Source organism: Streptomyces sp. NPDC000941 (assembly GCF_053599555.1).
Genome location: NZ_JBSFMM010000140.1, coordinates 1 through 13,329, shown reverse-complemented (window position 1 = coordinate 13,329; position 13,329 = coordinate 1). Strand labels below are relative to the sequence as shown.

Here is a 13,329-nt window from a genome sequence, read left to right as displayed (position 1 = left end):
GGCAAAGGCACCTGCATGATCTCACCGGCCAGACCGCCGGCGCGGCGGATCGCCGCCCTCCTGACCGGGGCCATCACTCTGGTGGTGGCCGCCACCGGGTGCGGCGCCGGCGCCGGGTCCGGTGGCGGCAAGGTGACCTCCATCACCGCGCTCGACTACTACACCGACGAACCCGAGCACACCCAGTGGGACGAGATGCTCACCGCCTGTGGCAGGACCGCCGGTGTGAAGGTCGAGCAGACGAGTGTTCCGCCCGCGTCGCTCGTCCCCAAGGTCCTGCGGCAGGCGTCGTCCCGGACCCTTCCCGATCTGTTGATGCTGGACAACCCCGACCTCCAGCAGATCGCACAGACCGGCGCGCTGATCCCTTTGGACCGGTTCTCCATCGACTCCAGCGGCTTCGCCAAGGGCATCCTGTCGGCGGGCACACACGAGGGAAAGGTGTACGGACTGGCCCCCTACGTCAGCACCGTCGCCCTCTTCTACAACAAGGACATGCTCGCCAAGGCCGGTGTCGCCGTACCGAGGACCTGGGGCGAACTGAAGAAGGCGGCGGCCGAGCTGACCCGTCCCGGGCGCTACGGCATGGCGGTCGACGCGAACGCCACATTTGAGGGCACCTGGCAGTTCCTCCCCTTCCTGTGGTCCAACGGCGGGGACGAGAGGCGGCTGGACACCCCGCAGGCCGCGCAGGCACTCCAACTGTGGGTCGACCTGGTGAAGAGCGGATCCATGTCCAAGTCGGTGCTGAACTGGACACAGGCCGATGTCCACGATCAGTTCATCGCCGGAAGGACAGCCATGATGGTCAACGGCCCCTGGCGGATCCCCGCCCTGAACAAGGACAAGAACCTGCGCTGGGGGGTTGCCCCCATCCCCGTTCCCCGGGCGGGGCAGACCCCGGTCACCCCGCTCGGCGGTGAGGTGTGGACGGTCCCGCAGAGCTCGTCCAAGGCCCGGCAGCAGAAGGCCGCCCAGGTACTCGCCTGCCTGAACAGCTCCTCGAACATGCTCACCCTGGCCGAGCAGCACTTCACCGTGCCCTCGCGTACCGCGGTGGCCGCCCGGCGCGCCGAGCAGGTTCCGTCGATGGCTGCCTTCATCACGAGCGTGGAAACGGCGCGCGCCCGCACCAGCGAGCTCGGCGTCAGGTGGCCCAAGGCGGCGACCGGGATATACACCGCGATCCAGTCCGCACTGACGGGCGAACAGACACCGGAGGAAGCCCTCAGGCATGCGCAGCGGTTCGCGACCGGTAACTGACCTGCCCCAGGCCCCGCCGAAGTCCCGCACCGGGCAGGACGACGGCGCCATCGCCGCGGGGGAGCGGGCCGCGGCCCGGGCGCGCTTGTGGGAGCGCCTGGCCCAGTGGATGTTCATCGTGCCCGCCGCGGCGTACCTGCTGTTGTTCTTCGGCTATCCGATCTTCAGAAACGTCGTGATGAGCTTCCAGCAGTACACGACCACGACGTTCTACACGGGTTCCGCGCCGTTCGTGGGGCTGCGGAACTACTCGGCGATCCTTTCGTCGGACCTGTTCTCCAAGGCCCTGCTGACCACGGTCCTGTTCACCGCCGGCTCGATCCTCGGGCAGTTCGTGCTCGGCCTTGCCTTCGCGCTGTTCTTCCAGCGCCGCTTCCCGCTCGGCGGCGTTCTGCGATCGCTCCTGCTGCTGCCGTGGCTGTTGCCGCTGGTCGTCTCCGGAACGACGTGGAAGTGGATGCTCGACCCCGACACGGGAGTCGTCAACGCGGTGCTGCGCGGCCTCCATCTCTCGTCGTCCGGCATCCCCTGGCTCACCGGCACCTCACAGGCGCTCGTATCGGTGATTCTCATCAACATCTGGGTCGGAATCCCCTTCAACACCGCGCTCCTGTACGGCGGCCTCCAGGACATCCCCGGGCACCTGTACGAGGCGGCGAAGCTGGACGGCGCCGGCCCGGTGGCGTCGTTCCGCCATATCACCTGGCCACTGCTGCGGCCCGTGGTGAGTGTCGTGCTGGTGCTGGGCGTGGTCTACACGGTCAAGGTGCTGGACATCATCCTCGTGGTGACGGGCGGAGGACCGGCCAACGCCACGGAGACCATCGCCACGCAGTCCTACGAACTGTCCTTTCAGCAGTTCGAGTTCGGACGCGGTGCCGCGATGAGCAATGTGCTCATCGTCATCTCGCTCGCCTTCGCCCTCGTCTACCTGCGCGCCGGCCGTCGCGCCCGTAACGTCTGAGAGGCGATTCCATGAAGCGCTCGCCGGGCCGTGGCCGGCTGTCCACCCTCGTCGGAATCGCCCTGCTCGCGGTGATGCTGTTTCCCGTCTACTGGATGGTGAACGCCTCCCTCCAGCCGGCGGGCAACACGCTCCAGGGAGGCTGGTTTCCCTCCCATCCGGACTTCAGCGGATACCTCACCGCACTGCGCGATCAGGGAGGCAACCTCGTCACCAGCCTCGTCGTCAGCCTCGGCAGCGTGGCGCTCAGCCTCGGGCTCGCCGCGCCGGCGGCCTACGCGCTGGCCCACTTCCCGCTCCGCGGAACCAACCTCGTGATGTTCGGCATCCTGATCACACAGATGGTGCCGGGCATCGTCGTGGCCAACGTGCTCTACGGCGCCTACAACGACCTGGGACTTCTGAACTCCTACCCCGGGCTGATCCTCGCCGACTCCACCGCCGGGGTCCCCTTCGCGGTCATCATCATGCGTTCGTTCATGCGGAGCATTCCCAGGGAGATCATCGATGCCGCGCGCGTGGACGGCGCCGGCAGGCTGCGGGTCTTCGCCTCCGTGGTGCTCCCGGTGAGCACCAACGCATTGATCACCGCCGCCGTCTTCACCTTCCTCTTCACCTGGAGTGACTTCCTCTTCGCTCTCACACTGACCACCACGGATACCGTTCAGCCGGTCACCCTGGGCATCTACCAGTACATGGGGGCCCATACGAACCAGTGGAACGCCGTCATGGCCACGTCAGTCTTGGCGTCCGTCCCTGCCGCCGTACTGCTCGTCGTCGCTCAGCGCTATGTCACCGCCGGCGCCACCAGGGGGGTCGGCAAGTGAAGGCGGGTCCCGCCCGTCCCGGTCCCGTACCCGTAACCGTGATCTAGCGGATTCACGCGATGTGCCGCTCCGCCGCCGCTGGCACGGTGATGCGGAAGGCTCACCGATTGAAGAAGGGGACGGAGGGATCTGATGGCGCCCGACGTGCTGGTCCAGGAACGAAGCGCACCCGGCAGCTTCCACACCATCGAATCGCTGCCCGTCCCCCGCAGACGGTCGTACTGGCGTGAAGCCCTGTCCCAAACGTTCGGCGCCGTGGACATGACCGTCCCCGACGAGGTGTACTCCGGCACGATCCGTACGGCACCGCTCGGCCCGCTCCAGGCAGTCACCGTGGACGGCGACTGCCTGTCCGCCCTGCGCACCCGCCGACTGGTCACGCAGGGCGGCAAAGACTACGTGGTCGTCAAACTGCTGGACAGGGGAGTCGCCCGACTGGAGCAGGACGGCCGTGAAGCGGTCCTCGGGCCGGGAGACATCTTCGTCTACGACATGACGCGCCCCCTCCGGCTGAATCTTCCCGAGTCCTTCCGGACGAAGTCCCTCGTCGTGCCGAGAGACGTTCTGGGCCTGAGCGAGTCCGACATGACTCATGTCACGGCGTCCCCGCTCGGCCCCGACACCCCCCTCGGTGGTCTGCTCTCGCCCTTCCTGGCCGGGCTCGTGGACGGCGCGGGAACCTACTCGCCACACACCAGCGAGCGGATGGCCCGTAACGTCGTGGACCTGCTCGGTGTGCTGGCCGGGGAGGTCCTCGGCCGGTCGAACGCGGACACGCCCGGCGGGAACCGGGCACTGCTGCTGCGGATCCAGGCGTTCATCGACCGCCATCTCGCAGACCCCGATCTCACCCCGCAGGCCATCGCCCGGGCCCACCGCATATCCCTGCGCTATCTGCACAAGCTGTTCGAGAGCGAAGACGCCACGGTCGGCCGGTGGATCCAGCGGCGTCGCCTGGAGGAGTGCCGACGCGACCTGGCGTACCGCGCGAACGGCACCACGATCGCCGCAGTGGCGCACCGATGGGGTTTCAGCAGCGCCGCGCATTTCAGCCGGGCTTTTCGGGCCACCTACGGGATGGCTCCCCGCGAGTGGCGCGACACGCAAGGCTTGGCGTCGTAGGGGCGAATCCGGATCGTCCGGCCGGCGTCGCCGACCGGCCTCCAGGGCGACAACACGCCTACGACCTCAGTGGAGGGCGGCTCTCTCACCGCTCATCCGGTGCAGGCTCTCATCCTGCACGGTGGCTGCCACATCGCGTGTCACCCGGTACGGGGCGAGCTCGGCACGTGGCCGTCCGTGGCTGATCTCGTCGGCCACCAACCGCCCGAGCAGCGGGGCCAGATTGACGCCGCTGTGGGTCACCACGCTGTAGAGTCCCGGGGCCGCCGGGCTGGTGCCCACCAGGGGGAGACCATCGGTGGGGACGGGGCGGACGCCGATCCGGGCGCCGGCCAGCCGTGTGGAGCGGAGCGCGGGAAGCAGGCGCCGGCCATGACGGTGCAGGCGCTCCTGGGGCGTGAGCCGGTCACCCGGAGCGGGCTCTTGGGGCAGCATGGCGTCGATGGACCACGAGATCGAGCAGATACGGTCGCCCGGTGCGGGCCGCAGATCCACCTCGGGCGTGGTGAGAATCGCCTCCAGCCGGGCCTCGGGCACCGGGGTGGTCTCACCGACCAGGCCGGGCACGCGGTCCATCGGAAGGCGTACGCCCGCGAAGCCGGCGATCCGGTCCGCGTCCGGGCCCGCGCAGTTCACCACCCAGTCGGCCTCCCAGCTGCGCGACTCGGTCCGCACACCCCGCACCCGGCCACCGTCGAGCGACAGACCGGTGGCCCGCAGACCGTAGTGGATGTCCGCCCCGAGCAGGGCGGCCCGGTCGAGCAGTGACCGCACGAACAGAGGAGCGTCGTACCAGGCGGTGCCGTCGTGGACGACGATTTCCTCCGCGGAGCAGGCACCGGGGTCCACCGCGGGTGCCAGTTCGCGCAGTTCGGCCGGGTCCGCGATCCGGCACGGGTGGCCCCAGGAGCGCAGCCGGGTGGCCCGGTCCCGGAGCGACCGCTGTTCGGCCGCCGTATCGGCCCACTGCACCGTGGGGGCGGCATGGCGCCATGAGGCGCCGCCCAGTTCCGCGGCCAGTTCGGCGTGGAGGGCGGCGCTGCGGCGGTTGAACTCGTAGTAGCTGACCGGGGTTTTGAGGTGGGTGACGTCCATGGCGAAGGTCGCGCTGGACGTTCCCGCGGCGGGGCCGCCCGCTTCGATCACGGTGACGTCGGCGCCGGCCAGTGCCAGGTGATAGGCGACGGAAGCGCCGATCACGCCGGCACCGAGGACGATGACACGGGACACGTGGATTCCTTAAGGGTTGATCAGAGCTGACCAGGTGTCAGCGGCGGCAGGTCGGCGGACTGGTTCAGCGGACCTTGCGAAGAAACGCCTGGGTGCGTTCGTGGCGCGGTGAACCGATGACGGCGTCGGGCGGACCCGACTCCACCACGACCCCGCCGTCCATGAAGGCCAGCGAGTCGCACACCTCGCGCGCGAAACCCATCTCATGGGTGACGACGATCATGGTCATACCGTCCCGGGCGAGCGCCCGCATCACATCGAGGACCTCGCCCACGAGCTCGGGATCGAGGGCGGAGGTGGGCTCGTCGAAGAGCATCAGCTCTGGTTCCATGGCCAATGCCCGGGCGATGGCCACCCGCTGCTGCTGGCCTCCGGACAACTGGGAGGGGTAGCTCTCGCACTTGTCCGCCAGGCCGACCCGGGTCAGCAGCTTCAGCGCCCGTGCCCTGGCGATCTCCTTGCGCTCCCCGGCGACCCGTACCGGCGCTTCCATGACGTTCTGCAGCGCGGTCATATGGGGGAAGAGATTGAACTGCTGGAAGACCATCCCGATGCCACGGCGCTGCTCGGCCACCGCCTTGTCGGAGAGTTCGTGGATCCTCCCTCCGCGCTCCTCGTACCCGATCAGTCTGTCGCGTACGTACAGACGGCCCGCGTCCACCCGCTCCAGATGGTTGACACAGCGCAGGAGGGTCGACTTGCCCGATCCGGACGGCCCCACCAGACAGAGCACTTCACCCTGGGCCACCTGAAGGTCGACGCCCTTCAACACCTCCACGGGCCCGAAGTTCTTGCGTACCCCCTCGGCCCTCACCACCACGGTCATGACGAGCTGTCCTTCCGGAAGACGCGCTCGAGGTAGCGCTGGGCCACGGTGAGCACGGTGGTGGCGACGAGATACCAGATGCAGGCGACCGTGAGCAGCGGAATCTGCGCGAAGTTGCGGGAGTAGATGCCCTGGACGGAGGTGAGCAGTTCGGGCACGGCGATGGCGAACACCAACGAGGTGGTCTTGAGCATCGAAACCGCCTGGTTGCCGGTGGGCGGAATGATGACCCGCATCGCCTGCGGCAGGACGATCCGCCGCATCGTCTGGCGCCGCGTCATTCCGAGCGCATGCGCCGCCTCGGTCTGCCCGTCGTCCACCGAGGAGATACCGGCGCGTACGATTTCGGCCATGTACGCGGCCTCATGCAGCCCGAGTCCGAGTACGGCCGCCGTCATCTGGGTGATGAGCTGGTTGGTGTCGGCCTCGACGAAGGTCGGGCCCCACGGGATGCCGAGCCCCACCGTGGGAACGACGGCGGACAGGAAGTACCAGAACAACAGCTGGACGAGGAGCGGGGTGCCGCGGAAGACCCAGATGTAGAAACCGCTGAGCGCCGACAGCAGCGGATTGGACGACATCCGCAAGATCGCCAGGACGATGCCGCCCACGATCCCGATGACCATGGCCAGCACCGTCAGCACGGCGGTGGTCCGCAGTCCCTCGAGCACCGCGGGAGCGAAGAGGTATTCCCCCACCACGCCCCATTGCATGCGCGGATTGGTCGCCCACCCCTGGACCAGGAAGACCACCAGAAAGACCATCACGGCGGACGCGCACCATCGGCCGGGGTGGCGCAGCGGAACCGCCTGGATCGGCACGCCCTGGTCGGCCGGGCGCGCTGCCGTACCACCGTCCTGCTTCAGCACCTCGGTGGTGTACTGCGGCGACCGTCCGCTCATGAGGCACCGCCGTTGACCGTGGCGCGGTCGAGGGCGCCGGAGGACAGCTTCCAGGCCTGGAGGATCTTTCGGTAGGTGCCGTTGCGCATCAGCTCGCTCAGGGCGCCCTGGACGGCCTTGACCAGCGAGGTGTCCTGCTTGTCGACCAGGATTCCGTAAGGCAGATACCGGTAGGGCTCGCCCACCTTCTTCAGCTTCCCGGCAGACTTCCCCGCGTGGTAGACGACGGTGGGGGTCCCGCCGACGAAGGCGTCCGCCCGCGAGGTGGACAGGGCCTGGATACAGCCGACCGTGTCGGGGAAGACCAGGGGCTTCACCGCCGGCTTGCCCGCCTTCCGGCATGTGTCGGACTGGGCCTTGGCGTCGTCGACCTGGGCGGTGCCCTGCTCCACGGCGACGGACTTGCCGCACAGATCGCCGAGCGAGCCGATCTCCGTGGCGTCCTGCGCTTGCACCAGAATCGAGCTGCTGGTCTTGAAGTAGTCGACGAAGGTGATGTGCTCACGCCGCTCGGGCTTGTCCAGCATGGCCTGAATGGCGAGGTCGTAGCGGTGGGCATGGACGCCGGCGATCAGGCTGTCGAAGCTGGTCTGGGAGAATTCGACCTTGACGCCCAGCAGCTCGCCGATGGCGTTCATCAGGTCCGGCTCCATGCCGATGACCGTTTTGTTGTCGCTGTCGAGGAAGACCAGAGGCGGATAGTTGTTGCCCTGCGCGACGGCCAGCTTGCCGGACTTCTTGATCTTCGCGGGCAGCAGATCGTGCAGCCGCTGGTCCACCTTCTGCTTCGGGGCGGTGGACTTCGACTCACCGCTCGTCGGGCCGCACGCCGTCGTGGCCGCGAGCCCTACCAGGACGAGAGACATCAGCGCACGTCGAACGGCCATGAGGGCCCCTCTCTCATCGGGTTGGCTGGATTTGGCTCCCCACAATGTGCGGGACGCCCACCACCGACGCAAGGTCGTTCAGGATGAGCATTAGCGACCCTGTTGTTCAGTTGGGCTGATGCTCGGAGCCCCCGTCGATCCCTCCCCGCCACGTCAGACGTGTTCGGGGTGGAGCTGCCGGAAAAAGCTCGAGGAACAGACCATGGTGCTCATGGTGCGCCAGGCGTTAAGTTCGGGCGATGCTGACCCCGACGCAGCTCATGGCCCTTCGCGAGGTCGTGGCCACTGGCTCCCTCCGGACGGCTGCCAGAAAACTGGGATTCACGCCATCGGCCGTTTCCCAGCAGATCTCGTCCATCGAGCGCGCGGTGGGCGTCAAGCTCTTCGAGCGCACTCCGCGCAGCGTGCGGCCCACACCGGCGGGCATCCAACTGGCCCGCCGCGCCACCCGGTTGCTGGCGGATCTGGCGGCGGCGGAGGACGAGATGCGCTCGTTCGCCTCGGCTCAGCGCGGCCGGCTTCACCTGGGCAGCTTCTGGTCGGCCGGTTTCAAACTCGTCCCCGCGCTGCTCGCCGCCTTCCTGCGGGACCGCCCCGACGTGGACATCCGCTACCAGGAAGGCGATCCACCGGTCACGGTGCCCGCCGTCCTCGACGGACGGCTGGACCTCGCCGTCGTCTTCGAATACGGAACGGTGCCGCACAGCAGCTGGCAGAGCGACCTGGACCTGACGCCGCTCCTGGAAGAGCCGCTGTATCTGCTGCTGCCCACCGGCCACAGGCTTGCGCACCGCAAGCGCGTGCAGATCAGCGAGCTGGCCGATGAGCGCTGGATCTGCTTCCTGGAGGACACGGACGCGGCCCGCTCCCTGTTCCGGATCTGCGCGGCCTCCGGTTTCCACCCCGATGTGCTCTTCCGCACCAACGACTACAACCTGCCGTTCGAGCTCGTCCGCAAGGGCCTGGGCATCGCGATCATCCCGGAGTTGGCCATGATCGAGTCCTCGGATGTCCATGTGATCCGCCTCGCCGACCCCTCCCATGTGCGAAGAGTCTCCGCGGTCCGCCGCGCCGCGGACCCGAACCCGCTGCTTGACCAGGCCATCGCCATGCTGCGCACGGCGGCGGACGGTGTCGAGCAGCGGTGGCTTCAGACCGAGTTTCCGGTGGCCCTCTGAGACCTGCCTCATCGCCGCGCAACGGGTCGAGGAGCGGGGCGGCGGCGCAGGAGGAGAGCGGCCAGGGCGACACCGGCCAGGACCACCGCCCCCGCCGCGGCGTAGGCGCTGTGGACGGCCCAGCCCGCCGGCGAGGGGAGGCAGAGCCCCCTTCGCGCCGCCCAAAGAGACGCGGTTGGCCGTGGTCGGCAGGGTCTTCATCCGGCCGCGCAGCTGCTCGGCCGCCAGCAGTGACACGAAGGTCACGGCCAGCACCCCGACCACGTTCGTCGCCGCTCCCTCCAGCACCTTGGCGGCGAAGGCTACCGGTGGCGAGGTGGTCGCGGCGGCCGTCAGCAGGCAGCCGCCAAGCAGCAGCACCGCGGGCAGATGACGCGCGGGGCTGGCGCGTCCACCGGGGACCCGGGGTCCGTTGTCCGCCGGCAGCCGGTGCACCCGGCGCAGCGTCCGCAGGGAGACCCGGTTGTGGACGATGTAGAGGACGGCAGGTGCCTTCCCCGCGACGCGGACAAAGTTGGAAGGCCAGGGAGGATGAGAGAAAGCGAGGGGAGCGGCCATGCCACCGCTGTACGACGACATGGGCACCGCTGTGCACCTGGCCCGTCCGCCACGCCGGGTGGTGTCGCTGGTGCCGTCGCTCACGGAGGCGGTCGCCGCCGGCCATCCCGAGGTCCTGGTCGGGGCGACCCAGTGGTGCACCCATCCCGGTGATCTGGACGTGGTACGGGTGCGGGGCACCAAGAACCCCGACCGGGAGGCGATCGCCCGGCTGCGGCCGGATCTCGTGATCGCGAACAAGGAGGAGAACCGCGAACTCGACGTCCGTCGGCTGCGCGCCGCCGGAGTGCCGGTGTGGGTGACCGTCATCGAGACCGTCCCACAGGCCCTGGACTCGCTCGAGCGGCTGTTCGCCGAGGTGCTGCACGTCCCGGTCCCCGACTGGCTCGACGCGGCGCGGGAGCTCTGGTCGGGCCCCCTTCCCGAGGTTGCGGTCACCGCGGCGGTCCCGATCTGGCGGGACCCCTGGATGGTGGTCGGGAGGTCCACCTTCACCGGCGACCTGCTGCGCCGGGCCGGTATCGCCAATGCGTTTGCCCAGCATGCGGACCGCTATCCGCATATGGCGCTGGATGAGGTCGACCGACCGGACGTGGGCGTCGTCCTGCTGCCCGACGAGCCGTATGTGTTCACCGAGAGCGACGGCCCCGAGGCCTTCCACCGCACACCGACCCGCCTGGTCAGCGGTCGGCTGATTACCTGGTACGGCCCGTCGCTGCTGCCGGCGCACGAGATGCTGCGGCGGCTCGTCGCCGCGCTGTGAGCCGAAGGGCTCACCCGCTGTGCTTCTCTTCACACCGAAATCACCTTCAGTAATTTACTAGGACGTCCTAGTATCTTGTTGGTCAGCGTCCCCTCAGCTGTCTGGGAAGGCCCTCATGAGCGATCTGCACCGTCCCGTGCACCCTGTCCGCCTGGTTACGGCTTCGGCGCTGTTCGACGGGCACGATGCGTCGATCAACATCATGCGGCGGATCTTCCAGTCCCAGGGCGCCGAGGTGATCCATCTCGGGCACAACCGCTCCGTGCGCGAGGTCGTGGACGCGGCGCTGGAGGAGGACGCACACGGCGTCGCGGTCTCCTCCTACCAGGGCGGACACGTGGAGTACTTCGAGTACCTGGCCACGTCGCTGCGCGAGCGGGGAGCCGACCACGTCCGCGTGGTGGGCGGCGGAGGCGGTGTCATCGTGCCCGAGGAGATCGCCCGACTGCGCGAATGCGGGGTGACGATCTTCTCGCCCGAGGACGGCCAGCGGCTGGGTCTCGCCGGGATGGTCAACTCGGTGGTACGGGACTGCGATTTCGACCTCTGGGACGGCAAACCGGCCGATGCCGCCGCCGTACTCGCCGGCGACCGGTTCGCGATCGCCCGCGCCATCACCGGTGCCGAGCTCGGCAAGCTGCCCCCGGAGCTGCTGGAACAGGTGCGTGCCGCCGCGGCGGCGCGGGTCACACCGGTGCTCGGCATCACCGGCACCGGCGGCTCGGGAAAGTCCTCGCTGACCGACGAGCTGGTACGCCGCTTCCGGGTGGACCAGCACGACAAGTTGCGGATCGCGGTGATCGCGGTCGACCCGACCCGCCGCCGTGGCGGCGGGGCGCTGCTCGGCGACCGGATCCGGATGAACTCCCTGGACGGGCACCGGGTCTTCTTCCGGAGTCTGGCCACGCGCGGCAGCCGCGAGCTGCCCGAGCAGCTGTCTGACGTCATCGACGTGGTCAAGGCGGCCGGGTTCGATCTGGTGGTCGTGGAGACGCCGGGCATCGGCCAGGGGGACGCGGCGATCGTGCCGTTCGTCGACACCTCGCTGTATGTGATGACGCCGGAGTTCGGCGCCGCCTCGCAGCTGGAGAAGATCGACATGCTCGACTTCGCCGATGTGGTGGCCATCAACAAGTTCGAACGGCGTGGCGCCAAGGACGCACTGCGTGATGTGGGCCGCCAACTGGTCCGTAACCGCGAGGCGTTCGGTATGCGGCCCGAGGACATGCCGGTGTACGGCACCTCGGCGGCCACGTTCAACGACGACGGTGTCACCGCGCTCTACCAGTACCTGAGGACCGCCCTGGCCGAGCGGGGTCTGCCGCTGTCCGAGGGCGCGCTGCCGCCGGTCGACGTACGCCACTCCTCGGGCATCCGGCAGGTGGTGCCCACGGACCGGGTGCGCTACCTCGCCGAGATCAACGAGACGGTCCGCCGGTATCACGAGGAGACCGAGCGGCTGGCCGGGGCGGCCCGCAGGGTGCAGCGCCTGGACGCGGTCAGGGACGAGCTCGTCGAGGCCGGCTCCGACGCCGGGAGCGTGCAGTCGCTGCTGGCGGACGCCCGTAAGCAACTTCCGCACGACGTCACGGAGCAGATCGGGAACTGGCCGGCCGTCGTGGCCGCCTACTCCGGTGACGAGCAGGTCGTGAAGGTCCGCGACCGGGAGATCCGCACCAAGCTGACCCGCGAGTCCCTGTCCGGCAACAAGGTCCCCCGCGTCGCCCTGCCCCGGTTCACCGACCACGGGGAGCTGGTGCGGTTCTGGCGCCGGGAGAACCTGCCCGGCTACTTCCCCTTCACGGCCGGGGTGTTCCCGTTCAAACGCGACGGGGAGGACCCGGCGCGGATGTTCGCCGGCGAGGGCGATCCGTTCCGTACCAACCGGCGCTTCAAGCTGCTCTCCGAGGGTCAGCCCGCCACCCGGCTGTCCACCGCCTTCGACTCGGTCACCCTCTACGGCCGTGACCCCGGCGAGCGCCCCGACATCTACGGCAAGGTCGGCACCTCCGGGGTGTCGGTGGCCACGCTGGAGGACATGAAGGCCCTCTACGACGGCTTCGACCTGGTGGCGCCGACGACCTCGGTCTCCATGACGATCAACGGACCCGCGCCGACCATCCTGGCGTTCTTCCTGAACACCGCCATCGACCAGCAGACGATGAGATTCCGCGCCGCCGAGGGGCGCGACCCGTCACCCGAGGAAGCCGCCGAACTGCGTGCACACGCGCTGGCGAGCGTGCGCGGCACGGTGCAGGCCGACATCCTCAAGGAGGACCAGGGCCAGAACACCTGCCTGTTCTCCACCGAGTTCTCCCTGCGGATGATGGCCGACATCCAGGAGTGGTTCATCGCGCACAAGGTCCGCAACTTCTACTCGGTGTCCATCTCCGGCTACCACATCGCCGAAGCCGGGGCGAACCCCATCAGCCAGCTGGCCTTCACCTTGGCCAACGGCTTCACCTATGTCGAGGCCTACCTGGCGCGCGGTATGGACATCGACGACTTCGCCCCGAACCTGTCCTTCTTCTTCTCCAACGGCATGGACCCCGAATACTCCGTGCTCGGCCGGGTCGCCCGCCGCATCTGGGCGGTGGCGATGAAGGAGAAGTACGGGGCGAATGAGCGCAGCCAGAAGCTGAAGTACCACGTCCAGACCTCAGGCCGCTCCCTGCACGCCCAGGAGATGGACTTCAACGACATCCGCACCACCCCGCGTTCCTTGCGGTGTGCAGCGACGACACCGTGACCGACGCCCCCACCCACACGTCCGACATCGACTCCGACGTCACCACCGATCCGGCCGTCA

Annotated in this window: 10 protein-coding genes and 1 pseudogene; 7 read left to right on the top strand and 4 right to left on the bottom strand. The window is 68.6% G+C overall.

Translation table 11 applies throughout. The features are described from left to right. Positions 1–15 precede the first annotated feature (15 nt). From ACWDSL_RS34815 to ACWDSL_RS34800, 4 genes are all read left to right on the top strand, one after another. Complete coding sequence (locus tag ACWDSL_RS34815) at positions 16–1,263, top strand: ABC transporter substrate-binding protein (RefSeq protein WP_450491952.1); 1,248 nt, start codon at positions 16–18, stop codon at positions 1,261–1,263. After that, entirely contained in the window at positions 1,235–2,227 is a 993-nt protein-coding gene (locus tag ACWDSL_RS34810; protein ID WP_450491951.1) for a carbohydrate ABC transporter permease, read from the top strand. Before ACWDSL_RS34815 ends, ACWDSL_RS34810 begins: the two co-directional genes overlap by 29 nt. Positions 2,228–2,238: 11 nt before the next feature. Beyond that, positions 2,239–3,054 carry a carbohydrate ABC transporter permease gene (locus ACWDSL_RS34805; protein WP_450491950.1) on the top strand — a complete coding sequence of 272 codons (816 nt, stop codon included), beginning with the start codon at positions 2,239–2,241 and terminating at the stop codon, positions 3,052–3,054. Between the two features lie 132 nt (positions 3,055–3,186). Next, on the top strand, positions 3,187–4,176 hold the full coding sequence (locus tag ACWDSL_RS34800; protein ID WP_450491949.1) for an AraC-like ligand-binding domain-containing protein: 990 nt from the start codon (positions 3,187–3,189) through the stop codon (positions 4,174–4,176). A gap of 66 nt (positions 4,177–4,242) precedes the next feature. On the opposite strand, the gene ACWDSL_RS34795 is transcribed toward ACWDSL_RS34800, so the two are convergent. The 4 genes from ACWDSL_RS34795 to ACWDSL_RS34780 all read right to left on the bottom strand — a co-directional run bounded on the left by ACWDSL_RS34795 (position 4,243) and on the right by ACWDSL_RS34780 (position 8,021). Then, positions 4,243–5,406, bottom strand: a complete 1,164-nt coding sequence (locus ACWDSL_RS34795) for an NAD(P)/FAD-dependent oxidoreductase (RefSeq protein WP_450491948.1) — start codon at positions 5,404–5,406, stop codon at positions 4,243–4,245. 64 nt (positions 5,407–5,470) lie between these two features. After that, positions 5,471–6,232, bottom strand: a complete 762-nt coding sequence (locus ACWDSL_RS34790) for an amino acid ABC transporter ATP-binding protein (protein WP_450491947.1) — start codon at positions 6,230–6,232, stop codon at positions 5,471–5,473. After that, on the bottom strand, positions 6,229–7,134 hold the full coding sequence (locus tag ACWDSL_RS34785) for an amino acid ABC transporter permease (protein ID WP_450491946.1): 906 nt from the start codon (positions 7,132–7,134) through the stop codon (positions 6,229–6,231). Before ACWDSL_RS34785 ends, ACWDSL_RS34790 begins: the two co-directional genes overlap by 4 nt. Beyond that, positions 7,131–8,021: an ABC transporter substrate-binding protein gene (locus ACWDSL_RS34780; protein WP_450491945.1), complete on the bottom strand. Its 891-nt coding sequence runs from the start codon at positions 8,019–8,021 to the stop codon at positions 7,131–7,133. Before ACWDSL_RS34780 ends, ACWDSL_RS34785 begins: the two co-directional genes overlap by 4 nt. 239 nt (positions 8,022–8,260) lie before the next feature. On the opposite strand from ACWDSL_RS34780, the gene ACWDSL_RS34775 reads away from it, so the two are divergent. From ACWDSL_RS34775 to icmF, 3 genes and pseudogenes are all read left to right on the top strand, one after another. Further along, the gene (locus ACWDSL_RS34775) at positions 8,261–9,199 is read left to right on the top strand and encodes a LysR family transcriptional regulator (RefSeq protein WP_450491944.1); all 939 of its coding nucleotides are present in this window, start codon (positions 8,261–8,263) and stop codon (positions 9,197–9,199) included. Positions 9,200–9,755: 556 nt separating this feature from the next. Further along, on the top strand, positions 9,756–10,520 hold the full coding sequence (locus ACWDSL_RS34770; protein ID WP_450491943.1) for a helical backbone metal receptor: 765 nt from the start codon (positions 9,756–9,758) through the stop codon (positions 10,518–10,520). A 115-nt stretch (positions 10,521–10,635) separates the two neighbouring features. After that, positions 10,636–13,245 (top strand): annotated as a pseudogene (icmF, locus tag ACWDSL_RS34765) (fused isobutyryl-CoA mutase/GTPase IcmF); the annotation flags it as partial. Between the last annotated feature and the right edge of the window lie 84 nt (positions 13,246–13,329).